Annotated in this window: 23 protein-coding genes; 19 read left to right on the plus strand and 4 right to left on the minus strand. The window is 43.6% G+C overall.

Going from position 1 to position 24,868, the window contains the following annotated elements:
* Nucleotides 1–146: 146 nt before the first annotated feature.
* The 3 genes from phoB (at nucleotide 147) to brnQ (ending at nucleotide 3,867) form a co-directional block, all read left to right on the plus strand.
* Nucleotides 147–836, plus strand: a complete 690-nt coding sequence (gene phoB / locus OO184_RS17230; protein WP_265380226.1) for a phosphate regulon transcriptional regulator PhoB — start codon at nucleotides 147–149, stop codon at nucleotides 834–836.
* Nucleotides 837–859: 23 nt separating this feature from the next.
* Nucleotides 860–2,185: a phosphate regulon sensor histidine kinase PhoR gene (gene phoR / locus OO184_RS17235; RefSeq protein ID WP_265380227.1), complete on the plus strand. Its 1,326-nt coding sequence runs from the start codon at nucleotides 860–862 to the stop codon at nucleotides 2,183–2,185.
* Nucleotides 2,186–2,535: 350 nt separating this feature from the next.
* Nucleotides 2,536–3,867: a branched-chain amino acid transport system II carrier protein gene (gene brnQ, locus OO184_RS17240; RefSeq protein WP_265380228.1), complete on the plus strand. Its 1,332-nt coding sequence runs from the start codon at nucleotides 2,536–2,538 to the stop codon at nucleotides 3,865–3,867.
* Nucleotides 3,868–4,122: 255 nt separating this feature from the next.
* Here the strand turns inward: brnQ and ggt are convergent, their stop codons facing one another.
* Both ggt and OO184_RS17250 read right to left on the minus strand, forming a co-directional pair.
* Nucleotides 4,123–5,883 carry a gamma-glutamyltransferase gene (gene ggt, locus OO184_RS17245; protein WP_265380229.1) on the minus strand — a complete coding sequence of 587 codons (1,761 nt, stop codon included), beginning with the start codon at nucleotides 5,881–5,883 and terminating at the stop codon, nucleotides 4,123–4,125.
* A gap of 220 nt (nucleotides 5,884–6,103) precedes the next feature.
* Nucleotides 6,104–6,706 (minus strand): peroxiredoxin C, encoded by a 603-nt coding sequence (locus OO184_RS17250; protein WP_139656741.1) that lies wholly within the window; start codon nucleotides 6,704–6,706, stop codon nucleotides 6,104–6,106.
* An 899-nt stretch (nucleotides 6,707–7,605) separates the two neighbouring features.
* On the opposite strand from OO184_RS17250, the gene OO184_RS17255 reads away from it, so the two are divergent.
* From OO184_RS17255 to OO184_RS17270, 4 genes are read left to right on the plus strand one after another with little or no spacing between them, the layout of a single operon-like run.
* Nucleotides 7,606–10,617: a toxin VasX gene (locus tag OO184_RS17255; RefSeq protein WP_265380230.1), complete on the plus strand. Its 3,012-nt coding sequence runs from the start codon at nucleotides 7,606–7,608 to the stop codon at nucleotides 10,615–10,617.
* Nucleotides 10,614–11,582, plus strand: coding sequence for a hypothetical protein (locus OO184_RS17260; protein WP_265380231.1), 969 nt, complete (start codon nucleotides 10,614–10,616; stop codon nucleotides 11,580–11,582). Before OO184_RS17255 ends, OO184_RS17260 begins: the two co-directional genes overlap by 4 nt.
* On the plus strand, nucleotides 11,579–12,547 hold the full coding sequence (locus OO184_RS17265) for a hypothetical protein (protein WP_265380232.1): 969 nt from the start codon (nucleotides 11,579–11,581) through the stop codon (nucleotides 12,545–12,547). The genes OO184_RS17260 and OO184_RS17265 overlap by 4 nt, the downstream gene beginning before the upstream one ends.
* On the plus strand, nucleotides 12,544–12,771 hold the full coding sequence (locus OO184_RS17270; protein ID WP_265380233.1) for a hypothetical protein: 228 nt from the start codon (nucleotides 12,544–12,546) through the stop codon (nucleotides 12,769–12,771). Before OO184_RS17265 ends, OO184_RS17270 begins: the two co-directional genes overlap by 4 nt.
* On the opposite strand, the gene OO184_RS17275 is transcribed toward OO184_RS17270, so the two are convergent.
* Nucleotides 12,765–13,361: an acyl carrier protein phosphodiesterase gene (locus OO184_RS17275; protein ID WP_265380234.1), complete on the minus strand. Its 597-nt coding sequence runs from the start codon at nucleotides 13,359–13,361 to the stop codon at nucleotides 12,765–12,767. The genes OO184_RS17270 and OO184_RS17275 overlap by 7 nt on opposite strands.
* Nucleotides 13,362–13,465: 104 nt before the next feature.
* On the opposite strand from OO184_RS17275, the gene queA reads away from it, so the two are divergent.
* The 12 genes from queA (at nucleotide 13,466) to OO184_RS17335 (ending at nucleotide 23,755) form a co-directional block, all read left to right on the plus strand.
* Entirely contained in the window at nucleotides 13,466–14,533 is a 1,068-nt protein-coding gene (queA, locus tag OO184_RS17280; RefSeq protein ID WP_265380235.1) for a tRNA preQ1(34) S-adenosylmethionine ribosyltransferase-isomerase QueA, read from the plus strand.
* 151 nt (nucleotides 14,534–14,684) lie between these two features.
* Nucleotides 14,685–15,809, plus strand: a complete 1,125-nt coding sequence (gene tgt, locus OO184_RS17285) for a tRNA guanosine(34) transglycosylase Tgt (RefSeq protein WP_088375018.1) — start codon at nucleotides 14,685–14,687, stop codon at nucleotides 15,807–15,809.
* Nucleotides 15,810–15,900: 91 nt separating this feature from the next.
* Entirely contained in the window at nucleotides 15,901–16,230 is a 330-nt protein-coding gene (gene yajC, locus OO184_RS17290) for a preprotein translocase subunit YajC (RefSeq protein WP_011148038.1), read from the plus strand.
* Nucleotides 16,231–16,257: 27 nt separating this feature from the next.
* Complete coding sequence (gene secD, locus OO184_RS17295) at nucleotides 16,258–18,105, plus strand: protein translocase subunit SecD (RefSeq protein WP_265380236.1); 1,848 nt, start codon at nucleotides 16,258–16,260, stop codon at nucleotides 18,103–18,105.
* 10 nt (nucleotides 18,106–18,115) lie between these two features.
* Nucleotides 18,116–19,084: a protein translocase subunit SecF gene (secF, locus tag OO184_RS17300; RefSeq protein ID WP_265380237.1), complete on the plus strand. Its 969-nt coding sequence runs from the start codon at nucleotides 18,116–18,118 to the stop codon at nucleotides 19,082–19,084.
* Nucleotides 19,085–19,199: 115 nt separating this feature from the next.
* Complete coding sequence (nrdR, locus tag OO184_RS17305) at nucleotides 19,200–19,649, plus strand: transcriptional regulator NrdR (protein ID WP_036775072.1); 450 nt, start codon at nucleotides 19,200–19,202, stop codon at nucleotides 19,647–19,649.
* Nucleotides 19,650–19,653: 4 nt separating this feature from the next.
* Complete coding sequence (gene ribD, locus OO184_RS17310) at nucleotides 19,654–20,763, plus strand: bifunctional diaminohydroxyphosphoribosylaminopyrimidine deaminase/5-amino-6-(5-phosphoribosylamino)uracil reductase RibD (protein ID WP_265380238.1); 1,110 nt, start codon at nucleotides 19,654–19,656, stop codon at nucleotides 20,761–20,763.
* Nucleotides 20,764–20,889: 126 nt separating this feature from the next.
* Nucleotides 20,890–21,360, plus strand: coding sequence for a 6,7-dimethyl-8-ribityllumazine synthase (gene ribH / locus OO184_RS17315; RefSeq protein ID WP_088375020.1), 471 nt, complete (start codon nucleotides 20,890–20,892; stop codon nucleotides 21,358–21,360).
* A 26-nt stretch (nucleotides 21,361–21,386) separates the two neighbouring features.
* The gene (gene nusB, locus OO184_RS17320; protein ID WP_265380239.1) at nucleotides 21,387–21,803 is read left to right on the plus strand and encodes a transcription antitermination factor NusB; all 417 of its coding nucleotides are present in this window, start codon (nucleotides 21,387–21,389) and stop codon (nucleotides 21,801–21,803) included.
* A gap of 99 nt (nucleotides 21,804–21,902) precedes the next feature.
* Nucleotides 21,903–22,892, plus strand: coding sequence for a thiamine-phosphate kinase (gene thiL, locus OO184_RS17325; protein ID WP_265380240.1), 990 nt, complete (start codon nucleotides 21,903–21,905; stop codon nucleotides 22,890–22,892).
* Entirely contained in the window at nucleotides 22,885–23,376 is a 492-nt protein-coding gene (gene pgpA / locus OO184_RS17330) for a phosphatidylglycerophosphatase A (RefSeq protein WP_139656750.1), read from the plus strand. The genes thiL and pgpA overlap by 8 nt, the downstream gene beginning before the upstream one ends.
* Nucleotides 23,377–23,482: 106 nt before the next feature.
* Nucleotides 23,483–23,755, plus strand: coding sequence for a type II toxin-antitoxin system RelB/DinJ family antitoxin (locus tag OO184_RS17335; RefSeq protein WP_139656751.1), 273 nt, complete (start codon nucleotides 23,483–23,485; stop codon nucleotides 23,753–23,755).
* Between the two features lie 148 nt (nucleotides 23,756–23,903).
* Here OO184_RS17335 and OO184_RS17340 read toward each other — a convergent pair whose 3' ends face one another.
* On the minus strand, nucleotides 23,904–24,305 hold the full coding sequence (locus OO184_RS17340) for an Abi family protein (protein WP_312023708.1): 402 nt from the start codon (nucleotides 24,303–24,305) through the stop codon (nucleotides 23,904–23,906).
* Nucleotides 24,306–24,868 lie beyond the last annotated feature (563 nt).

Genomic DNA, 24,868 nt, shown 5'->3' on the forward strand with positions numbered 1-24,868 from the left:
TATGACAATTGTTGAGTTAATTATTGCGAAATAGATTGCAGATGGAGGATAACCAAGGCAGGATTTCATAAATTTGTCATAAAACTGACGCATAATGCTTTTTCAAACTGAGTAGCGTTTATCTCAATATATTAACGGGATTAATCATGGCAAGACGCATTCTGGTAGTTGAAGATGAAGCTCCGATTCGTGAGATGGTCTGTTTTGTTCTGGAAAAAAATGGGTATCAGCCGGTAGAAGCAGAGGATTATGATTCTGCGTTGGCATGTTTATCTGAGCCATATCCTGATTTAGTATTATTGGATTGGATGCTTCCCGGCGGTTCTGGTTTGCAGATAATTAAACAGATGAAACGGAATAGTAATATCCGTGATATTCCGGTGATGATGCTAACTGCCCGCGGTGAAGAGGAAGATCGGGTGCGTGGCCTTGAAGTTGGGGCAGATGACTATATTACCAAGCCTTTCTCTCCTAAAGAGCTGGTTGCCAGAGTTAAAGCGGTATTGCGGCGTATTTCGCCGATGGTCATGGAAGATATTATCGAAATGAATGGCTTGGTTTTGGATTCAACGTCCCATCGAGTGACCAGCCAGGATAAAGCGCTGGATATGGGGCCGACGGAATTTAAATTACTGCACTTCTTTATGACTCACCCTGAACGGGTCTATAGCCGTGAACAGTTGCTTAATTATGTTTGGGGAGCAAATGTTTATGTTGAAGATAGAACTGTTGATGTCCATATTCGCCGTTTACGTAAAGTATTAGAGATTGGCGGCCATGATAAAATGGTGCAGACCGTTCGTGGTACGGGTTATCGTTTTTCTACCCGTTACTAAATCCACGCACCGGAGAATCTAATGTGTTAGAACGTTTATCTTGGAAGAAACTGGTTTCAGAACTGTTTCTCTTTTGTTTACCTGCGTTAATTTTGTCGATATTTATTGGTCATTTATCCTGGTGTTTATTTGTTTCGGTATTGTTGGTGTTGATATGGCATGGTTATAACTTGCTGAAACTTTCGAATTGGTTATGGTTGGATCGCAGTATGTTGCCGCCGTCGGGGAGAGGAGGGTGGGAGCCTATTTTTTATGGTATTCACCAGATGCAGCAACGGAATCGAAAGCGGCGTCGTGAGTTGGCGCTGTTGATCAAACGGTTTCGTAGCGGGGCGGAATCATTGCCTGATGCCATTGTAATGATGACGACGGAAGGTAATATTTTTTGGTGCAACCGTTTGGCGCAACATTTACTCGGTTTTCGTTGGCCTGAAGACAATGGGCAGCACATTTTCAATTTACTTCGCTACCCTGATTTTAGCCGATATATTCTTTCCAGAGATTTTTCACGTCCTTTATCCATTGAGTTAAATAATGGTTTCACTGTTGAGTTTCGGGTGATGCCTTATTCTGAGGGCCAGTTCTTAATGGTTGCCAGAGATGTGACTCAGAAACGAACACTGGAAAATGCCCGTCGTGATTTTTTTGCCAATGTCAGTCATGAAATGCGTACCCCTTTAACTGTCTTGCAGGGTTATTTGGAAATGATGCAGGATAATCCGCTAAATAAGAAAGCGTTGAATACGATGCAGGAGCAAACCCGAAGGCTGGACAGTTTGGTGAAGCAATTGTTGCAACTGTCTAAAATTGAAGTCGCTCCCCAGATTGATATGAATGAAGTGGTTGATGTGCCTTTGATGCTTAAAGTATTGCGTCAGGAAGCCACAGCGCTGGGTAATGAATGTTATAAGATTAATTTTGATATTGGTGAAGGACTTAAAGTGTTCGGCAATGAAGAGCAGCTTCGCAGCGCAATGTCGAATTTGGTTTATAACGCAGTTAACCATACCCCTAAAGGGACTCAAATTGATGTCAGTTGGAAAAAGAATTCCCACGGTGCTGAGTTTACCGTGAAAGATAATGGGCAAGGTATCAGCGCTGAACATCTACCTCGTTTGACCGAACGTTTTTATCGGGTAGATAAAGCGCGTTCCAGACAAACGGGAGGAAGTGGTCTTGGTCTTGCGATTGTTAAACATGCCTTACATCATCACCATTCTCATCTTAAAATTTCCAGCGAAGTAGGGAAAGGGACGATCTTTAGTTTTACTCTACCGACAGGATTGATTGTACCTGTCAAAATAACCAGCAAGAGAGATAGGAATAGTTTGATTAACAGTAATAATTAATCTTTGCAATTGATTATTATTTTTTCAGGTTAAAAAAAACGCAAATCATATAGTGTTTATTCAATGATAGCTAACAGCAATCACTAGTTTTGAAAAAGAGTACGGCATATACTTCTGCATTCTGGTTTATCTATTGCCTTCTGGCACTATAAAAGTTTTACTTGTGGGCAGTTGTTGGCGATTCTATCTATAATAACCACTATAAATCTGTCTTCAACAGATACCTGGTGAATATTATTTTGATAATAAATCGTTAAATTAGGGTTCAATATTGTCAATATGGGCTTAGCTATTGACAGTATTTATATTATTCAGGCCATAAATATGGTAACAAAATATTAATAATCATTATGACACATCGTTTATCATCTAAGGATATTTGGGCATTAGGGTTTATGACTTTTGCTCTGTTTGTGGGGGCGGGAAATATTATTTTTCCCCCGATGGTGGGGTTACAATCAGGTGAATACGTTTGGTTAGCCGCTCTAGGCTTTCTAACGACAGCGGTTGGTTTACCCGTCATTACAATCATCGCATTGGCAAAAGTTGGCGGTGGTATTGAAGAGCTGAGTTCACCTATTGGTAGAGTTGCTGGTTTGCTGCTGGCGACAGTTTGTTATTTGGCTGTTGGTCCTTTATTCGCTATCCCTCGGACTGCGACGGTCTCTTTTGAAGTCGGCATTGCTCCGCTTACCAGTACCGGTGAGTTACCCCTGTTTATCTACAGTCTTATTTATTTTGTGCTGGTAATTGCTGTTTCCCTTTACCCTGGTCGTTTGCTTGATACTGTCGGGCATGTGTTAGCACCCATCAAGATGTTGGCGTTAGGTATACTTGGTGTTGCTGCTTTACTTTGGCCAGCCGGTAGTTCAATTCCCGCGATTGATATTTATCAGCAAATTCCATTCTCCAGTGGTTTCGTCAATGGTTATTTGACGATGGATACGCTGGGAGCGATGGTGTTTGGGATTGTTATTGTTAACGCTGCACGTTCAAGAGGCGTTGCCTCATCTTCATTATTAACTCGTTATGCAATGTGGGCAGGTTTTATTGCTGGCTTTGGTCTGATACTGGTTTATCTTTCCCTGTTTAAGTTGGGAGCTGGTAGTGGAGAGTTAGTGCCTCATGCAGAAAATGGCGCGGTTATTTTGCATGCCTATGTTCATCATACTTTTGGTGGCGTTGGCAGTATTTTCCTGGCTGTGCTGATTTTTGTCGCCTGTATGGTGACTGCGGTTGGATTAACCTGTGCATGTGCTGAGTTTTTCAGCCGCTATTTGCCCCTGTCTTATCGTTCGCTGGTTTTGATCCTTGGAGGGTTCTCCATGTTGACTTCTAACCTTGGTTTGAGTCATTTGATTAAGATTTCTATACCGGTACTGACAGCTATTTATCCACCTTGTATCGTTCTGATTGTGTTGAGTTTTACGCTGTGCTGGTGGCACAATTTCACCCGTATTTTGGCTCCAGTAATGTTAATTAGTCTGATATTTGGTATTTTGGATGCGATTAAGTCGTCTGAAGCACTGGCTTATTTGTTACCAAACTGGGCAACACGTTTACCATTGGCGGATCAAGGACTAGCTTGGTTAGCGCCATCCTTGTTGGTTTTAGTTGTGGCTGGTATTTATGACCGTGTTTTAGGGCGTTCTGGTACCCGCGAGACTCAAATGCATCAGTGATGATATTTGTTTCTCTGACTGTTTGCCATCGTCAGATGTTCAGGGAAAGCGTGGGATGGGGTTCCTAAGAGAAGGATATCCCATCCCGATATTGCCTATACCCGTTATCTTTCAAGTTGTCTCTTTGTTGGCTGCACTCACTCACCCCGGTCACATAGTTATCTATGCTCCCGGGGATTCGCTCCCTTGCCGTCGCGATGCATCTTGAAATCCATAGGGTATATACAGATTAGCTATTTTTTAATTATTGGACCATTAGTAACCAATAGCCGCGCCGGCCGGGCGTCGGACATCATTGGCTCCATAAAAATGGTTTTCACGAACTTTACCCGATACGGCTGCATCATTGCCGGAAGAATTAGCTGAAGCGTCAGCGGCTTTAGGTAAGCCAACCATAATTACTTCAGCGGCGCCCCACGGTATCTGTTCCACCATCTTGTATCCCATTTTTTCTAGCAAATTCAGCGAGTCTTTAGAAATACCACGTTGCTCATAATAAACTTCATCGGGTAACCATTGATGATGAATGCGGGGGCTATTAACCGCTTCTTGAGGAGGCATTCCGTGTTCAATGATGTTTAAGGCAGTTTGCAGGGTAATAGAGATAATACGGGAACCGCCGGGTGAGCCCAGAACAAGGAATATCTTGTTGTCTTTTGTGACAAGTGTCGGGCTCATTGAGGATAGTGGGCGCTTACCAGGGGCAATAGAGTTAGTCGCGCCTTGAATGAGACCATAAAGATTCTTCTCACCAATTTTAGTGGTGAAGTCATCCATCTCATCATTGAGAAAGAAACCTGTCCCGGGGGCGATGACGACAGCACCAAAAAGTCCATTGATAGTATAGGTGGTTGAAACTGCATTACCTTCTTTGTCAACAATGGAATAGTGCGTGGTTTCTGGTTTTTCATGAGGGCCAATGCCTGGTTGAACATTCTCTGATAATGTAGCTTTACCTGGCTCTATTTTTTTACGTAGAGATTCAGCATAACTCTTACTCAGTAAGCGATCGATGGGATTTTTAACAAATTCTGGATCACCGAGGTAAGTATTTCTATCCATGTAAGCATGACGCATGGCTTCTGTCAGGGTATGAATATAATCAGCCGAGTTGAATCCCATTTCTTTGAGGTTGTAGCCTTCCAAAATATTCAGAATTTCACACATGGTTACTCCGCCTGAACTCGGTGGCGGTGATGAGATAAATTTATAACCGCGATAGTTACAGGTGACGGGGGTTGTTTCTGAGATTTTATAGTTGGCGAAATCAGCTTCGGTAATAATGCCGCCGGATTTTTTAGCCGCTTCGGCGACCAGTTTAGGAATATTTCCGTGATAGAAAGATTCTTGTCCTTTTTTGGCAATTAACTCCAGCGTATTCGCCAGATCGGTTTGTATCAGCCTGTCACCCGGTTGATAAGGAGATCCATCTTTGCGTAGGAAGATGCGGGCTGCTTCTGGATCTTTGCGGAAGCGTTTGATTGAGGTATCCAGAATATCAGTGTCTGCACGGGTCAGTATAAAGCCTTCTCGAGCCAGCTTAATCGCAGGCGCCATGACTTGTTCACGGCTCAATTTACCATATTTTTTTAGGGCGCTGTCTAACCCCATCACGGTTCCCGGCACACCAGCCGCGCGGTAACCATATAAACTGGCTTCTTTAATGACATTGCCTTCTTTATCCAGATACATATCGGCACTTGCCGCACTTGGCGCGGTTTCGCGGAAGTTAATAAAAGTATTGGTACCATCAGCCAAATGAATTGTCATAAAGCCACCACCACCGATGTTTCCACAACATGGATTAACAACGGCTTGGGCATAACCAACGGCAACGGCTGCATCAACCGCGTTTCCACCCATTTTGAGAATATCGACGCCAACTTGTGAAGCAAGATGTTGGGCTGAAACGACCATGCCATTTTTAGCTTCAACAGCCGGTTGCGAAGCGGCATAAAGGTGGGACGAGACGAGCAAGGATATGATTGCCAGTGGTGTTTTCCATGTTTTCAACATGTTGTGAGCTCCTGTCTTTTGGCGAGGTTATTTTGTCAGTTAATGACTTGTTTTATTTGCACTGATTTTAATGTTAAACAATTGTAAATTTAATTGTAAGTGGTGATAGTTATCGGTAAGAGGAAGTTTTTGTGCGCAAGGTGGCAAAACGAGGAATTTCAGCGATAAAAAACCAGCCGGAATAACCGGCTGGTCTGAATATGGTAAGTAATATCTGAGGTTATAGTTTAGTCGCGTTTTGCGACAGGTATTTAGCTACGCCGTCTGGAGAAGCGCTCATACCTTCTTTACCTTTTTCCCACTGTGCAGGACAGACATCGCCGTGCTCTTCGTGGAATTGCAGTGCGTCAACCATCCGCAGCATTTCGTCAATGTTACGGCCCAGAGGCAGATCGTTAACGACTTGATGACGAACTACGCCATTTTTGTCGATCAGGAAAGAACCGCGCAGAGCGACACCCGCATCTGGATGCTCAATGCCGTATGCTTTTTGAATTTCACGTTTAGTATCGGCAACCATTGCATATTTAACTTCGCCAATACCACCTTGATCGATAGGAGTTTTACGCCATGCGTTATGGACGAATTCAGAATCAAAAGAAACACCTATAACTTCAACACCGCGTTTTTTGAACTCTTCGTAGCGGTGATCAAATGCGATCAGCTCAGAAGGGCATACGAAAGTAAAGTCCATTGGCCAGAAAAAGATAACCGCAGGTTTACCATTTAGGTGTTTTTTTAGGTTGAAATTCCCAACTATTTCGCCGTTGCCGAGGACCGCTGCTGCTGTAAAGTCAGGGGCTTGACGAGTTACCAGAACCATGAGTTACTCCTGTAGTTTTACGGGGTTTATGTAAAAATTGGATATAGAATAAAGAATTAGCGTACACCAATAAAGGGTAAAATACTAATCTTTGCAATAGATTTTACCTATTAATACTTTATTTTTATTTTCTTTACCTTAATAAGATAAGGGATTTTTGCAAGGGCTTGGTCGAATTCAAACTAAGAGACTATTTCATTAGACTTTTTGCTTTTTATAGATAGAGCAAGTCTAAGCGATGTTCAGGTAAAAAAATCGTTATTTTTCGAATGCACTCTGGTGTAGCACGTCAGCGTGGGCGAAGGGAGTCATTCTCACCTATTATTTACCTGCATGTGCTCTATCCGTGTCCACCTTTTATTCTCCAGCATAGGCTGGCAATGGCGGTTATTGGGGTAAGAACTTACTGAAATAAATTAAATAATTATGTTACTTAAACATTTATAAAATATATATTATTGACTGTTTTGAGCAAAAATTTACATTTACTTAAACTATCAACTTTGATATTTATTGAGAATAAATATAAATTTATATTAACTTTATAACGCAAAAAACAGGGGGTGGAAATGAGAAATCTTAAAGACGCCAGTAGGGGAAAACTTTTACGAATAAAACATAATGTGAATGAGTTGGCGCGAGAAAACCCATATTTTTCCCTGCTGATTTCTCCTGTTTCATGCAATATCTGGTCCATACTTCTGCATCCTATCCCTCCAAACAGCTTTTTGAAATGCGGTTAAATCATTTGCGTAAGTTCACCGCTTGAACAATGAACTTATTCAGGATTGTAACCAGTGAAAATATTCTCTCCCTTTGGTTGTATGAACTTTTTTGAATAATTAACAGTAGCAGCGGTGTATCCATGACATCCTAAAATTAACAACCAAGGAAATATTATGACCACCAACATTCAGGAACTTCTCGATCAATATATCGAAAAAGCTTACGAACTGTTCCCGCAAAATCTTGAGGTAGATAATTATATGCAGCCCTGTGACTGCAACATTAAACCGATTTACCCGGTTCGTTATGCCTATGTGAACTTTTTCGGCAAAGAACTGGAAAAACCAGAAGCGCCCCCGGATATCCACACCCTGATGTTCTCCTCGTCACTCCAGCAAACCAAAGGCTATGCCGCCCGCCTGCTGCGTCCCGGCTGGATATATATCAAGGAAGAAGACCCGTTGACCACCCGGGGCAGTAAAGCCCGCGGTTATCTGCACATCTTTAAATACTGTGTATCAGAGAGAGAGATTAACGGCAAAAAGCAGCGGGTAGAGAAATTTAAAAAGTACATGTTTCTCAACCGCAAAGACGCCAGTGAAGGACTCATCCCTGAACCCGGCATTCGGGGCGAGGGGCATCCATTCCTGTTTGTCGCCAAAGATGTCATCAATATCAGTATCGCTTACAGTGAACACCCGTGGCACTCCTCCGTACTGGCTAAGATTGACAACAGTCTTGAACTGCGGCAGAAAACCATGCAGTTCATCAACCTCGAACAGGAACAGTCCCCCTTTGCGGTTAACGCCTCAGAAAAGTATTTTCGAAAACTGATTGTCGATTACAAAATCCGGCAGGAGCAGTTTGCCAACATCAAGGCCACCATTGAAAAAGACATCAATGAACTGGATTTGTCTGACGTCGGGATTGATACGCTGACCACTCAGAACAGCTACGAGATGGACGCCGACCTGATTATCAAGCGAATCAACAGTTATCTGCACCTGGATGAACAGGCGCGGATTGTGATCCTGCATGACCCGGTAGGCCGTCAGCGGGATATTGTGGAAGCCTACTCTATCCTGAATTTGTGGCAACAGAGCTATAACGCCTCCAACATCTACCCGCTGACCATCGGCTTCTATGTCGAAAATCTCAAAGCCACCAAAAACCCGGAGCTGAAAAAGAAAATAGATGACAGTATTGACTCTGACGCCTGGGAAAATGACTGGCCGAAACTGAAAAAAGTCACCGAAGATTTTGAAGCGCGTCAGGCGATGTTTATGAAGCTGTTTGAAGCCTTTGCAGACAACCCGGACCTCAGTTATCAAGTCGGCGGGCTGAAAAATTATTTCCACTACTTCTTTTCACTGCAAGATGAAAAAGAGACGCTTGAAGAAGAGGATGCGTTGGAGTTCCAGTTTTTCAGTGAAATACTCTCCGGCCTGCTCGGCAATCTGCAATCCTCCCTGCCCGGCCAGCAGGTGCTGGCAAAGCTGGCGGCTAAAGAGTCGGACAGCAACGGAGATGGCAACTTCTGGCGCACCATTACCACCGGGGTTGTCACCGTACTGAATAACGACAAAGTCAAATCTCCGCTACTTAAAGGGCCATTTATTCAGGGAGTCGATAATATTCTGCTGGGGATGGGGACATTTCTGGCAACCGTCTGCGCCTATACCCATCAGGCGATTTATCAGGGCTCAAGTTATGTCCGGCAACTTCCCCAGAAAGCGATTGACCAGATAACCCAACAACTGGTTCCGGCCCTGTTGTCCACGCTGGGAGTAGTGATTGAACCGGATGGCAGAGTGGCACTCAGCGAACAGAGCTATCAGGAAGTGCTGAAACGACTGGAATCGAAAGCGAATCGCCACCTCCCTGACCCGGCAGTGCGTCAACAGGCTATCGGGGAACGGATGATTAACTGGAGTAAACGTCTGGAATCACTTGGCAACAAACCGGTGATAACCCTGCCTGAGGTTAAAACCAGTGTGGACTCTCCGGTTCAGCTTTTTACTTTAGACGGGGCTGGCAAACCTTCCCTTGGTTTACTGTTTGATTCTTCATTGACCGGTGTCAGCCTGTTTCTGAATGCCTTTACCCTGACCGATGTGATCATGCAGACAGAATATGCCCGCAACAACCCTTTACAACCCGGACCTACCTATATGAATCTGTTGCGCTTTAGCACCGCAGTGATTGGGATGAGTGCCGATTTGGCTTCTATCGGTTCAACATTAGCCAGCAAAGTAAACTCACCCATAGTCAAGGCGCTGATGAGCGGGATAAAAGTGCCTGCCGTCAATATCGCAATGGTCAATCAATTCTCCCGTGTTGCCGGTAGCGTGACGGGCTATTTAGGGGCAATTATCTCCTTTTATGATGCGAGTAACGCCTTTAAAGTAGGTAATAGTGTGGAAGGTTATAGCCAAGTCGCTATAGGGACAGGTTCTACCATTTTAACAACAGCAGTCTTGATCGGAGCTGCGGCAGGAACCTTCCTGACGGCGGGTGTACTTACTGCGATAATCGCCGGGGCCAGTTTGCTTCTCGGTGGTAGCATTGTACAAGCCAGCAGTGCCTGGTCAGATTTAGAGAAAGTACTGAATAATTGTTTCTGGGGAGCAGGAGATAAGTATGGTTTTTGGGGAGATGATAGTAGACCAAGTATATTAAGACAGCTAGAAAATGCACGAAAAATGAATGCTACGACTCAAAATAATTTTACTATCGAAAACCAAGAGTTCTTAAACCTCTTTATTCAGCCACAACTGAAAATACAACAGGGATTTGGAGTCACTACCTATCGTTTCACTTTGCCTGCTTTTCAGATGAGTCTCTCAAATATCCGCTGGATCTTTGTGACTTCTCCCAAAACTTCTTACTGGGGAGAAAAAGTTGATTACATTGAAATTAACCGTCGCAAATATACCCCTGATACTTTCCGCAATACCAAATTTAAGGAAGCTCAGAAAAAAGCCAAACTCACACTGAATGGCGATATCGCAACGCTGGAGGTGGTATTTACCGAAACGAAGGGCGTTTTCCCCCGTAGTAGTGAACTGTACTGGTACTATGAACAATCAGCAAATGTTATCGCCCCTTTGCGTTATCTCTGGGGAGAAGAACCTACAGCAGAAAATACCATTAAGGGCAGTTTTGGCGGAGAGCGTACACTATGAAACAACGATTAAAATATTTACTTAAAAAATGGTTTCCCACTATTCATCCATTACCAGCCAAACGGCTGGCCCGTTGGGAAAAAGAACTTCTGGCTGCACCACCAGATATTAAGGATAAAGAAACCATCAAACATGTGGAAACATTGGACTATCTTGATAATAAGGAATGTCATATTCGTAATACTCAACGCCGCGCCCGGAGTATTGCCTTGATCCCGGTAACACTAGGACTAATTACCAGTCTGCTATTAACAGTAAATGATTTTATAAAAGAACGAAGAAGTGCTGAAAATAATCTTCATGATTGGATCGAGTTAGTAAAGGAAAAATATGGAGAAGAATTTTATCTACGCAATGATTTACCCGATTATATGGAAGATGCTCGTTATATTGGTAACGATAAAGAGATCTCTCTGAAAAAATATCTTCACTATCGCTATACCTTTTACCCAAGTAGTTCCCGGCTTCTCATAATTGATATAAGTTTCCTATTGCTTTATCTACTAATTATTCCACCTTTCTTATGGGCCATATTTTTTTTACGCCGTCAGGCACCATTAATTATCGATCGCGAACGGCAGATTTTTTACACCTGGTATAAAGGTAAAGCCTACGCCGCTCGCTATCCACAAGTCGGCATGGCCGAAAAAACAAATATTTTTTTCCTCAAAGTTTATGGCCTGGATGAAAATAATAACCTTATTGGACGGGGTTTTATCCCCAACGTCAGCAGCTATTCTTTTGCTTTCTTAAGCAGTGGCAATGATAAGGGATTGGCAGTGGCCTTTATGGTGAAATTTTTATTAAAAGGCAAAGAAGCAGTCAGTAAAGTGGATTATAAACGCCGTGAGCCGCTTATCTGGTGGAGTAAAGATAAAAGGCCCGCCGATTTAGAAGCCCAAATTCCGTTGATTTTAGCAGAATTGGATCGCTTAGGTCCCCCTGATGAAGATCTTTCCGAATGAAACAGCGATTAAAACATTTACTTAAAAAATGGTTTCCTACTATTCATCCAATGCCAGCCAAGAGGTTGGCTCGATGGGAAAAAGAAATCTTGGCGGTACCTCCGGATATTAAAAACGAGGAAACCATTAAGCATGTGGAAATATTGGATTGCCTTAATGATAAGGAGTGCTGGGTTAGAAATCCCCAGCGTCGCTTCCGAAATATCACCTTAATCCCAGTAACATTAGGAATTATCAGTAGCTTGGTGTTAAGCGTTAACGATTTTATAGAATCAAGAAAAAAAAATGAGGAAGCTATACATCGATGGGTTGGTTATGCCAAAAAGAAATATGGTGAAGAATTCTACCTGCGTAATGATCTACCAGCGGATATGGAAGATGTACGTTATATCGGCAATGATAAAGAAATTTCACTAAGAAAATATTTGTATTACCGTTATACCTACTACCCCAGTAGCCCCCAACTTCTAATAATTGATATAAGTTTCCTGCTATTCTATCTATTAATTATCCCTCCCTTTGTCTATTGTGTATTTTTCTGGCAGAGCCAAGCGCCATTAATTATTGATCGAGAACAGCAAATTTTTTACACCTGGTACAAAGGTAAAGCTTATGCCGCCCGTTATCCACAAGTAGGCATGGTAGAAAAAACTAACATTCTGTATCTCAAAGTCTACGGACTGGATGAAAATAATAACCTTATCGGGCGTGGCTTTATCCCTAATATCACCAGTTACACCTTTGCAGCCTTAAGCAGCGGCAATGATAAGGGACTGGCAGTGGCCTTTATGGTGAAATTTTTATTAAATGGCAAAGAAGCGGTCAGCAAAGTGGATTATAAACGCCGTGAACCGCTTATCTGGTGGAGTAAAGATAAAAGACCTGCGGATTTAGAAGCTCAAATTCCATTGATTTTGGCGGAATTGGATCGCTTAGGTCCCCCTGATGAAGATCTTTCTGAATGAAGCAACGATTAAAATATTTACTTAAAAAATGGTTTCCCATTATTCATCCATTGCTAGCCAAACGGCTGGCCCGTTGGGAAAAAGAAATTCTGGTGGCACCGCCGGATATAAAGGATAAAGAAACCATTAAACATGCGGAAAGATCGTATTGCCTGAATGATTTTTTTGCTATCTGCATCCACGACGTATTTCGCAAGCTAATATGCAACAACAATGCTTATTGAGATGGACAGTAAAAATCCTTATTTTCTGCTTTTTCCATCATATAGGGATAAAATTGCCAGAATAGTGCTTCAAAATCAGCATAATGTTGTTCTATATCCTGAAATGATCCAGATAAAGCTGATAATCTGGGATGTCTTCGAGCCATGCCTGTTAATACATCGGCGATAAATGCAAGATCTGCATAGCGGATCAGCCAGTTTTGCGGCCATAAAAATTCATTCAGTTCCTGAAACTTTTCGGGAGTGTAATAAAGATGAGGTTCAATCTGGTTGCGGGCATGGAGAATAAATGTCGGTAATGAATAAGTGGGAACTAATTTATCCCAATACAAGGAGAGGAAGTGATCCCAGATAATATCTAACGTGATCGGAGCAACCCGTCGATATGGATTACTGAACAGGTGACGGGCTTGAATAACCAATGGATGGGTATCTGTTAATACGTCAACTCGCCGATGCATGCGAATACCTGCAACCACATCAGCGCTGTATTGCCCCTCTGGATTACCGCGTACAAAATCTGCCATCAGATTTCCTAGCAGGGAACTGTCAGCCAGAGTAGCTAAATGAAGGTGAGCGAGAAAATTCATTTGGTGATTATAATATAAATCCGTGAAGTTATGTGCTTATTTGTTGCACCCTTAGGGTTGCGGCACTAGACTAGTCCGCCTGTTTTTCTGAATGATTAAATATAATGCGTGTCTCCGATTTTACTTTTGAACTTCCTGACGAAATGATTGCTCATTACCCTCAACCACAACGCAGTGGCTGCCGTTTGCTCTCGCTTGATGGTGAAACAGGGGCATTAACGCATGGTATTTTTACGGATGTTCTCGATAAGCTGAATGCCGGAGATTTACTGGTTTTCAATAATACTCGAGTTATACCTGCGCGTATTTTCGGTCGAAAAGCTACAGGCGGTAAGCTGGAAGTACTGGTTGAACGGGTGTTGGATGATAAACGGGTACTTGCACATGTGCGTGCTTCCAAGGCGCCAAAAGAGGGAACTGAGTTGTTGTTGGGCGACAATGAAAGTCTTAAGGCAACCATGTTGGCCCGTCATGATAGTCTGTTCGAAATACGTTTTGATGATAAGCGTGATGTGCTGTCCATTTTGGATGATATAGGTCATATGCCTTTGCCGCCTTATATTGATCGTCCTGATGAAGAGGCAGACCGTGAGCTGTATCAAACTGTATACAGTGAACGACCCGGCGCAGTAGCTGCGCCAACCGCGGGTCTTCATTTTGATGAACCATTGCTGGAAGCGCTGCGTAAAAAAGGCGTGGAAATGGTTTTTGTGACATTGCATGTCGGTGCCGGTACTTTCCAACCCGTGCGGGTGGAGACTATTGAAGACCATATCATGCATGCCGAATATGCAGAGGTGCCACAGGATGTGGTTGATGCAGTGTTGGCATGTAAGGCGAGAGGTAACAAAGTTGTTGCCGTTGGAACAACCTCAGTGCGATCGCTGGAAAGTGCCGCGAAAGCCTGTCAGGATGGGTTAATTGCGCCGTTTTTTAATGACACGCAAATTTTTATCTATCCGGGTTTTGAATATCAGGTTGTGGACGCGTTGATTACTAATTTCCATTTACCAGAATCGACACTTATTATGTTGGTTTCTGCGTTTGCAGGTTATAAAAATACGATGAATGCCTATAAAGAGGCGGTTGCAGAAAAATACCGTTTCTTTAGTTACGGCGATGCTATGTTTATTCGTCGTAATCCTTTGGCTTGCAAGGAAAAGATTTCTTAATTCAATGTGATGATTATGGCATTGACTGGAATATATTGTTGAAGTTGTTGAAAATAGGGTTATGTGAAATATCTCAGCTCAACGGTAAATTTTAATTTTGTCTGGTTTCAAACAACAGCATCGGACTGTTTATCTGATGCCTGGAGGTTAAGTGAAATTTGAACTACAAACTACCAACGGCCAAGCCCGTCGTGGTCGTCTGATTTTTGAGCGTGGCGTGGTAGAAACGCCGGCATTTATGCCAGTTGGGACTTATGGCACGGTAAAAGGGATGACGCCGGAAGAGGTAAAAGAAACTGGTGCGCAGATCCTGCTTGGCAATACTTTCCATTTGTGGCTACGCCCAGGGCAGGAAATCATGAAACTTCATGGCGACCTGCATGGGTTTATGCAATGGCATGGTCCAATCTTGACGGATTCAGGCGGTTTTCAGGTATTCAGCCTTGGCGCAATGCGTAAAATCAAAGAGGAAGGTGTACATTTCCGTAACCCAATCAATGGTACCCCGGTTTTCCTTAGCCCGGAAAAATCGATGGAAATCCAGTATGATTTAGGCTCTGATATTGTCATGATTTTTGATGAATGTACGCCATATCCTGCTGATTGGGATTATGCGAAACGTTCGATGGAGATGTCCTTACGTTGGGCGGCGCGTAGTCGTAAGCGTTTTGATGAATTACAGAATAAAAACGCTTTGTTTGGTATTATTCAGGGAAGTGTTTACGAAGATTTACGTGACATTTCAGTAAAAGGTCTGGTAGAGATTGGTTTTGATGGATACGCTGTGGGTGGTTTGGCGGTAGGCGAGCCTAAAGAGGATATGCACCGTATTCTTGAACATGTCTGTCCGCAAATCCCGCAGGATAAACCGCGTTATCTGATGGGGGTAGGGAAACCAGAAGATTTGGTGGAAGGGGTTCGTCGCGGTATTGATATGTTCGATTGTGTGATGCCAACTCGAAATGCCCGTAATGGTCATCTTTTTGTGACCAATGGTGTGATTAAAATCCGTAATGCCAAACATAAAGAGGATACTTCGCCACTGGATGAACAGTGTGACTGTTATACTTGTCGGAATTATAGTCGGGCATATTTGCATCATCTTGACCGTTGTAATGAAATTCTCGGTGCAAGGCTGAATACTATCCATAATTTGCGGTATTATCAGCGCCTGATGGCTAAGATCCGTCAAGCTATCGAAGAAGGTAATCTTGAACAGTTTGTTGAAGATTTTTATCAACGGATTGGTAAACCCGTTCCGGCATTAAGTATTTGACTTAAGTGGTGATTGACTGGTTTCAGTGTGTATAGCATATTGCGGCTGGTTTTTGATTACTATTGAATTTGATAACAATGAGGGAAGTTTAATGAGTATTATTTCTGAAGCAGCAGCATCTGCTGGCGCACCGGCTCAGGGAAGCCCATATTCTTTGATCATCATGCTGGTTGTTTTCGGCCTGATCTTCTACTTCATGATCCTGCGTCCACAACAGAAACGTACCAAGGAACACAGAAAGCTGATGGATTCTATTTCCAAAGGCGATGAGGTGATGACCAATGGCGGTTTGATTGGTCGAGTCACTAAAGTTTCTGACACGGGTTATATCGTTGTAGCACTGAATGATACTACTGAAGTGACCATTAAACGTGATTTCGTCGCTGCCGTTTTACCGAAAGGTACAATGAAAGCTTTATAATTTCTGATTTTCCCGAAGGGAACTGCCGTGCTAAACCGTTATCCTTTGTGGAAGTATCTGATGCTGATCGCTGCGATCCTCATCGGTTTGCTTTATGCGCTTCCCAACCTTTATGGTGAGGATCCGGCTGTACAAATCACTGGCGCGCGAGGTATTGCCGCCAGTGAGCAAACGCTGGCTCAAGTCCATAATGTTTTAGAAAAAAATCAAATCGCGAGTAAATCTATTGCGCTGGAAAATGGTGCGATTCTTGCTCGTTTCAATAATTCCGATATTCAACTTCGTGCCCGTGAAGTATTGATGTCCACATTAGGCGATCAGTACGTGGTGGCATTGAACCTGGCGCCAGCGACACCAACCTGGTTAAGTAAGGTTGGCGCCGAGCCAATGAAGCTGGGCCTTGATTTGCGAGGTGGGGTGCACTTCCTGATGGAAGTGGATATGGAAACCGCATTAGGCAAACTGCAAGAGCAGAATATTGATGGCTTGCGCACTGGTTTGCGCGAAAAAGGTATTCCTTATTCTACTGTTCGTAAAATTGATAATTACGGTGTAGAAATCCGCTTCCGCGATGAAAAAGCGCGTGACGAGGCAGAAAACTATCTTACTGGCCGTCACCGCGATTTAGTTTTCAGTATTGGAGCCAATAATACCCTGAAAGCGGTGATGAGTGATGAACGTCAGCGCGAAGCCCGTTCTTATGCGGTGCAGCAGAACATTACTATTCTGCGTAATCGTGTTAATCAACTAGGGGTGGCTGAACCATTGGTTCAGCGTCAGGGCGCTGACCGTATTGTGGTTGAGTTACCGGGTATTCAGGATACTGCTCGCGCAAAAGAGATTCTTGGTGCGACAGCAACGCTGGAATTTCGTCTGGTTAATACCAGTATTGACTCTACCGCGGCTGCATCAGGCCGTGTACCCGGTGATTCTGAGGTGAAAGACACCCGTGATGGTAATCCGGTTGTGCTATATAAGCGTGTTATTTTGACCGGTGATCACATTACAGATTCAATCTCGGATGCCGATGAATACGGTAATCCACAGGTGAGTATTTCACTGGACAGTGCCGGTGGCACAGCAATGTCTAATTTCACCAAAGACAATGTTGGTAAGCCAATGGCAACACTGTTTGTGGAATATAAAGACAGCGGTAAGAAAGATGCTAATGGTCGGGCAGTGTTAGTTAAGCATGAAGAAGTGATTAACATTGCTAATATTCAGACTCGCTTGGGGAACAATTTCCGTATCACAGGCCTTTCCAACGCAACCGAAGCGCGTCAGTTATCCTTACTGTTGCGTGCGGGGGCTCTGATTGCGCCGATTCAGATTGTGGAAGAACGTACCATTGGGCCAACCCTTGGTCTGCAAAACATTGAACAAGGTTTAGAAGCTTGTCTGTGGGGCTTAATGGCATCAATTCTGTTTATGGTGATTTACTATCGCAAATTCGGTGTGATCGCGAGTAGTGCGTTGTTGGCTAACTTAGTGCTGATTGTTGGTGTCATGTCTTTGTTACCAGGGGCGACGTTAACCATGCCGGGGATCGCGGGTATTGTGCTAACGCTTGCGGTGGCGGTTGATGCTAACGTACTGATTAACGAACGTATCAAAGAAGAATTGCGTAATGGCCGGACAGTACAACAAGCGATACATGAAGGCTATAAAGGGGCTTTCTCCAGTATTATTGACGCTAACCTGACCACGTTGATTACTGCGGTCATTCTTTATGCTGTTGGTACCGGGTCAATTAAAGGTTTTGCGATAACAACGTCAATTGGTGTCGCGACTTCTATGTTCACTGCTATTGTAGGTACTCGAGGGATCGTTAACCTGCTATACGGCGGTAAGCGTATTAAGAAGTTGTCAATTTAAGGAGCACGTTGTGGCACAGGATTATACTGTTGAACAATTGAACTACGGTCGCAGAGTCTATGACTTTATGCGCTGGGACAACGTTGCTTTCGGAATTTCGTTGCTGCTATTGGTAGCTTCTGTTTTTGTGATGGCAACCCGTGGGTTTAACTGGGGACTCGATTTTACCGGTGGGACGGTAATCGAAATCAAACTCAGTCAATCTGCTGATCTGGATAAGATGCGTGATAGCCTGGCAAAAGCGGGTTTTGAAGATCCGTTATTGCAAAATTTCGGTAGTAGCCGTGATGTGATGGTGCGTATGCCACCGGTTATGGGGGCGGCTAACGAGGAGCTGGGTAAAAAGGTTATTAAGGTCATTAATGACACCATTGATAAAGATGCGAGTGTTACTCGTGTTGAAATTGTTGGGCCAAGTGTTGGTGCTGAGCTCGCCCAAGATGGTGCAATGGCGTTACTGGCGGCGCTTATCTGTATCTTGATTTATGTTGGATTCCGTTTTGAATGGCGTTTAGCATTGGGTGCGGTTCTCGCCCTTGCCCATGACGTCATCATCACGCTAGGGGTTCTGTCACTGTTCCATATCGAGATTGACCTGACAATTGTGGCATCGCTGATGTCGGTGATCGGTTACTCATTGAATGACAGTATCGTGGTTTCTGACCGTATCCGTGAGAACTTCCGTAAGATCCGTCGTGGTACGTCGTATGAAATTATGAACGTTTCTCTGACGCAAACATTGAGCCGTACAATCATGACATCCGCAACTACCTTACTGGTGGTGCTGATGTTATATATTTTCGGTGGCGCAATGTTGAAAGGTTTCTCACTAGCGATGTTAATCGGTGTTTCTATCGGTACGATATCTTCTATCTACGTTGCTTCCGCTTTAGCGTTGAAACTGGGTATGAAGCGTGAACACATGATCCAACAAAAGGTTGAGAAGGAAGGGGCTGATCAGCCATCTTTATTGCCTTAATTATTCGACCTTGATGCTGTTCAAACACCCTGTGAGTATCCGGCTGACAGGGTGTTTTTTATTCAGATTAAGGATAAACTGTAAATTTAGTTTGGATTAACCATCAGGAAAAGATATGCATTGCCCATTTTGTGCTGCTGTTGATACCAAAGTGATTGATTCTCGTTTGGTAGGGGATGGTTCGCAGGTGCGCCGGCGGCGCCAGTGTCTTGAGTGTCATGAACGATTCACCACTTTTGAAATGGCTGAGCTGGTTATGCCTAGAGTAATAAAAAGTGACGATATCCGAGAGCCGTTCGATGAAGAGAAGTTGCGCCGTGGTATGCAAAAAGCACTGGAGAAGCGTCCGGTCAGTTCTGATGATGTAGAAATGGCGATTAGCTATATTAAATCTCAGTTGCGTGCTACCGGTGAGCGGGAAGTTCCATCTAAAATGATTGGTAATCTGGTCATGGATGAATTGAAGAAGTTGGATAAAGTTGCTTATATCCGTTTTGCTTCTGTCTATCGCAGTTTTGAAGATATTCGTGAATTTGGCGAAGAGATTGCTAAATTGCAAGGTTAAGTCAATGAATAACGATAAAAAATATATGGCGCGCGCCTTGGAATTGGCGCGTCAAGGGCGCTTTACCACGTCACCCAATCCTAACGTCGGTTGTGTGATTGTGTGTGATGGACAGATTGTTGGGGAAGGTTTTCATCTACGTTCTGGCGAGCCACATGCTGAGGTTCACGCTTTACGGATGGCCGGAGATAAAGCTAAAGGCGCAACTGTTTATGTTACGCTTGAGCCATGCAGTCATCACGGTAAAACACCGCCTTGTGCCGATGCGTTGATTGCGGCTGGCGTTAGCCGAGTGGTTGCGGCGATGCAAGATCCTAATCCACAGGTAGCAGGAAGGGGGCTTTATAAGCTGCAACAGGCTGGTATTGCAGTAGAACATGGGCTGATGATGGAAGAAGCTGAATCTCTCAACCGGGGATTTTTGAAGCGGATGCGTACTGGGTTCCCGTATGTTCAGTTGAAGATGGCTTCTTCTCTTGATGGGCGAACGGCGTTGATTTCTGGCGAAAGTAAATGGATTACATCACCTCAAGCTCGCTATGATGTGCAAAAATTTCGTGCTCAATGTAGCGCGATTCTGAGTTCCAGTAGCACTGTTCTGGCTGATGATCCTCACTTGACGGTTCGTTGGAGTGAATTGGATGCGGAAACTCAGGCGGTTTATCCTGAGGAGAATCTTTGTCAACCGGTACGTGTTATTGTTGACAGTCAGAATCGTGTTGGTCCTCAGCATCAGGTGATACAACAGCCCGGTTATTGTTGGCTGGCTCGCACTAAAGCAGATGAATATGGATTATCTGAAAATGTAGAACAGATACTGTTACCTGCTCATGGTGCTGGAGTAGATTTAGTGTCATTGATGATGCAATTGGGGAAGCGCCAGATTAATACGGTCTGGACTGAGTGCGGGGCATTGCTGGCGGGGGCATTGCTAACTTTAGGGTTGGTGGATGAACTGGTTCTTTACGTTGCGCCAAAAGTGTTAGGTGATACGGCTTGTGGATTGTTTACTATTCCTGAACTCAAAAATCTGGCAGAGGCGCCGGAATTTGACATTTTTGATGTTCAGCAAGTTGGACCTGATCTTCGTCTACGCTTGCGGCCTGTATACTGACTGAATAGGTGAGTATGAGTTAGTTTGCTTGTTTTTATGCTCTGTTGCTAAATCCGCAGGCGCGGCTAACGAAAGAATATGATAGAATCCGCCCCCCTGCGGATATCAACAGATAGGAGGAAGGCTATGAACGTAATCAAAGGTGTTGTTGCAGCTCCACAAGCTCGTGTGGCGATTGCCATTGCGCGTTTTAACAACTTCATTAATGACAGTCTGTTAAGCGGCGCAGTAGATGCGCTTGAACGTATCGGTCAGGTTGCCTCAGAGAATATCACTGTTGTCTGGGTTCCTGGTGCTTACGAGTTACCATTGACAGTGAAGACATTGGTCGAAACCCGTAAATATGACGCCGTTGTCGCGCTAGGTACAGTTATCCGTGGTGGTACCGCTCATTTTGAGTACGTTGCTGGTGAATGCAGTTCTGGTCTGTCTAATGTGGCGATGTCCAGTGAAATCCCAGTGGCATTTGGTGTTCTGACTACAGAAAGCATTGAACAGGCGATTGAGCGCGCTGGAACCAAAGCGGGTAATAAAGGTGCAGAAGCTGCATTAACCGCACTGGAAATGGTCAATGTAATTAATGCCATTAAAGGCTGATTTTAGTTTTAATTAAGGGGAATCTTGTGAAACCTGCTGCTCGTCGTCGTGCTCGTGAGTGCGCTGTTCAGGCTATATATTCATGGCAATTATCTGGCAATAGCATTGCTGATGTTGAATTACAGTTTCTGTCGGAGCAGGACGTCACTGGTGTTGACGTAACCTATTTTCGTGAATTGCTGTCAGGAGTAGCTGTGAATGCAGTTAAGCTGGATGCTTTGATGGCTCCTTATCTTTCCCGTCAGCTCGAAGAGTTAGGTCAGGTAGAAAAAGCCATTTTGCGTATTGCTATGTTTGAACTAAGTTATCGTGATGATGTCCCTTATAAAGTGGCTATTAACGAAGCTATCGAATTGGCAAAAGTCTTCGGTGCTGAAGATAGTCACAAATTCGTGAACGGAGTATTGGATAAATCTGCTCCGGCAGTACGCAGAAAAAGATAAGCGACTGCCTGTCGGGTTTTTCCCGCCGTAGACGATGATTTGTAAGGCCGGGATACCGGCCTTATGTTCATGATCATCAGTAATTTTTGGGATTTTATTATGGCATGTGGCGAATTTGACCTCATTGCACGTTATTTTGATCGCCAGGAGACTAACCGGCGTGATGTAAATTTAGGTATTGGCGATGACTGCGCACTGATGACGTTGGCCGATAAACAACAATTGGCGGTTAGTACGGATACCTTAGTTTCAGGCATTCATTTTTTACCTGATATCTCCCCTGAAGATTTAGCTTACAAATCTCTCGCTGTGAATCTTAGTGATCTGGCTGCGGTCGGCGCTGATCCTGCCTGGCTTTCATTGGCGTTAACATTACCGGAAGTGGATGAACGCTGGCTGAGTAGTTTCAGTGACAGTCTGTTTGAGCAATTGCGTTATTACGGTATGCAGCTTATTGGTGGTGACACTACGCGTGGCCCGATGAGTCTGACGTTGACGATTCATGGTTTGGTTCCCGCAGGCAGGGCGTTACTGCGTACTGGCGCAAAAAATGGCGATTGGATTTATGTGAGTGGATCGTTGGGTGATAGTGCGGCAGGTTTGGCCCTGTTACAAAACCGTCTGCAAATTTCTGATCCGGTATCCCACAACTGGTTGGTTCAGCGCCATCTCAGGCCGCAACCTCGTATTTTGCAAGGGCAAGCACTACGTGGCTTGGCAACATCAGCTATTGATTTGTCTGATGGTTTGATTTCCGATTTGAGTCACATTCTGAAAGCCAGCCGATGTGGAGCCAGAATAAATCTGGATGCGATTCCTTACTCTGATGCGATGAAACAATATGTTGAACCACAACAAGCTTTGATGTGGGCTTTGAGTGGCGGGGAGGATTATGAATTATGTTTTACCGTCCCCGAGAGAAATCGTGGTGCGTTGGAAATTGCGTTGGCGCATACCGGTGCTAGTTTTAGCTGTGTTGGACAGATTATGGCGGAATCGGAGGGAGTTCGTTATTACAGTAATAATAAAGAGATTAAATTAGATCTGAAAGGGTTCGATCACTTTATTACCGAGGAAGCACATGGATAAGGCAAAGCGCCGTTTACGGATGAGTAATCCCTGGCATCTATTAGCGACAGGTTTTGGTAGTGGATTGTCGCCGGTTGTGCCGGGGACAATGGGATCGGCAGCGGCTATTCCATTCTGGTTATTACTGATTCAGTTGCCGGAATGGATTTGCTGGTTGGTTATTATTATCGGTTTTTTTTGCGGCATAGTGATTTGTCAGCGTACTTCTGATGATATGAAGGTTCATGACCACGGTAGTATTGTCTGGGATGAATTTATCGGTATGTGGATCACATTGATGGCAATCCCTGTGGTTAACTGGCAGTGGGTTTTGACCGGTTTTATAGTGTTCCGTATTCTGGATATGTGGAAACCGTGGCCAATTCGCTGGTTTGATCGCTATGTTCATGGCGGATTAGGCATCATGTTGGATGATATTATCGCGGGTGTATTTTCTTTCGTTATCGTTTGGTTATTGGCGTTTTATCAGGTTTTGACTTTTTGAGGTACGGTGTATTGATTGTTAAGCCTATTGAGATTGTCACTGAAAGGTAATATCTCAACTCAACCCTACGATAGTACTACAAAAATCAGCATGTACGAGGTATTAAATGGGTATTGAAACTTATGTTCGTACACGCATAGACCCGGTAATTAAGCAAGAGGCAACCGATGTTTTAGCCGATATTGGGGTTAAAATGTCTGACTTTTTACGCATTGCTGTAACGATGGTGGCTAAAGAAAAGGCACTACCTTTCGAGATCAAGAAAATCCCTAACAGAGTTACTGTTGAGGCTATGAATGAGGCGAGAAGCTCAATGAATGCGCGTTTTAACGATGAGGATGATTTAATTCATGACATCGAAAAAGACTGCGGCAAATAAGCGCGCTAGCCCGCCGAAACTTAAAATTTCTACCGAAATATTGACGGGAGAAAGATCTGAATAAGATCTTTTTTCTTATTACTAATGTTCTTGTTATCAGTAGAGTCATTGTAAATAAGTAATCCACCATCATCAGTTCTATTCTTGATCACTCTATATCAAATAATACTCGGGGGAATCCATCATTATTAGGTAGCCCCATTGCTGTTAAATTGCATCCGGGTAGTTCTGGCTTGTTATCTATTAAGTCTGCTACAGTGGATATCCATTTTGAACTTGGGACTATCTCTTTAATCAAGAACCATAATATAGCAATCATGCCGTACATTCTTTCATAGGAATCATCAGTTAATCCTAATTTATTAAAAAAAGGATGATTTGGTAGTGGCTTTAGTTTTGGTTCGTTAACTTTATTCCAAATCCGGGAGTGATGTGCGCATAGATTCCTAAGTACATTCATTGCACTTAGCCAGTTCTGTAATATTGGGCCATTTCCTGGGGGAATACCTAACCTAGCAAGAATATCATTCCTGTATTTGAGCAGTAATATTTATACCCTATGGATTTCAAGATGCATCGCGACGGCAAGGGAGCGAATCCCCGGGAGCATAGATAACTATGTGACCGGGGTGAGTGAGCGCAGCCAACAAAGAGGCAACTTGAAAGATAACGGGTATATATCTCGAAATTGTAATAGATCGACTAGTCTGTCATATTCTTTATGAACTTTGACTGGTTCAGTCACAGCGTTGTAATTTTCATAGTTCGAATATAAGAAGGCCCAGCCATAACAATCATCTCATTAAGTAAGATTTAAGCCAGGGGGCCGGGCTCAGTTGTGGATAATTTATACTAATTAAGGGATGAAAACAATGGTATATTTATTGTAGCCATCCCTACTATATTTCGGAGGGATGAAAGAAGTATTGAGGAGAAGTTTTATATTGCAGTATTAACCTATGTACCGTATTGGCGTTTTGTATAATATGACACTATAATGTGACTGCGTGCTATATTGTTTTCTAAAATACATTTTAGCTAATTGATAATCTGTTTTTTACAGGCTCTGTTTTTGTTGTGTAAATATATTTAATCACAGAGTTAAAGTGTTTA

The sequence above is a fragment of the Photorhabdus aballayi genome, assembly GCF_026153155.1.
GTDB classification, from domain to species: Bacteria; Pseudomonadota; Gammaproteobacteria; order Enterobacterales; family Enterobacteriaceae; genus Photorhabdus; species Photorhabdus luminescens.

What these genes read in the sequence shown, in the direction of transcription:
- OO184_RS17255 (WP_265380230.1), top strand. Translation starts at nt 7,606, where the DNA reads ATGACCACCAACATTCAGGAACTTCTCGATCAATATATCGAAAAAGCT.
- thiL (WP_265380240.1), top strand. Translation starts at nt 21,903, where the DNA reads ATGGCATGTGGCGAATTTGACCTCATTGCACGTTATTTTGATCGCCAG.
- ggt (WP_265380229.1), bottom strand. Translation starts at nt 5,883, where the DNA reads ATGTTGAAAACATGGAAAACACCACTGGCAATCATATCCTTGCTCGTC.
- brnQ (WP_265380228.1), top strand. Translation starts at nt 2,536, where the DNA reads ATGACACATCGTTTATCATCTAAGGATATTTGGGCATTAGGGTTTATG.
- OO184_RS17270 (WP_265380233.1), top strand. Translation starts at nt 12,544, where the DNA reads ATGAAGCAACGATTAAAATATTTACTTAAAAAATGGTTTCCCATTATT.
- ribH (WP_088375020.1), top strand. Translation starts at nt 20,890, where the DNA reads ATGAACGTAATCAAAGGTGTTGTTGCAGCTCCACAAGCTCGTGTGGCG.
- pgpA (WP_139656750.1), top strand. Translation starts at nt 22,885, where the DNA reads ATGGATAAGGCAAAGCGCCGTTTACGGATGAGTAATCCCTGGCATCTA.
- OO184_RS17250 (WP_139656741.1), bottom strand. Translation starts at nt 6,706, where the DNA reads ATGGTTCTGGTAACTCGTCAAGCCCCTGACTTTACAGCAGCAGCGGTC.
- OO184_RS17265 (WP_265380232.1), top strand. Translation starts at nt 11,579, where the DNA reads ATGAAACAGCGATTAAAACATTTACTTAAAAAATGGTTTCCTACTATT.
- phoB (WP_265380226.1), top strand. Translation starts at nt 147, where the DNA reads ATGGCAAGACGCATTCTGGTAGTTGAAGATGAAGCTCCGATTCGTGAG.
- OO184_RS17260 (WP_265380231.1), top strand. Translation starts at nt 10,614, where the DNA reads ATGAAACAACGATTAAAATATTTACTTAAAAAATGGTTTCCCACTATT.
- OO184_RS17275 (WP_265380234.1), bottom strand. Translation starts at nt 13,361, where the DNA reads ATGAATTTTCTCGCTCACCTTCATTTAGCTACTCTGGCTGACAGTTCC.
- yajC (WP_011148038.1), top strand. Translation starts at nt 15,901, where the DNA reads ATGAGTATTATTTCTGAAGCAGCAGCATCTGCTGGCGCACCGGCTCAG.
- OO184_RS17335 (WP_139656751.1), top strand. Translation starts at nt 23,483, where the DNA reads ATGGGTATTGAAACTTATGTTCGTACACGCATAGACCCGGTAATTAAG.
- ribD (WP_265380238.1), top strand. Translation starts at nt 19,654, where the DNA reads ATGAATAACGATAAAAAATATATGGCGCGCGCCTTGGAATTGGCGCGT.
- queA (WP_265380235.1), top strand. Translation starts at nt 13,466, where the DNA reads ATGCGTGTCTCCGATTTTACTTTTGAACTTCCTGACGAAATGATTGCT.
- nrdR (WP_036775072.1), top strand. Translation starts at nt 19,200, where the DNA reads ATGCATTGCCCATTTTGTGCTGCTGTTGATACCAAAGTGATTGATTCT.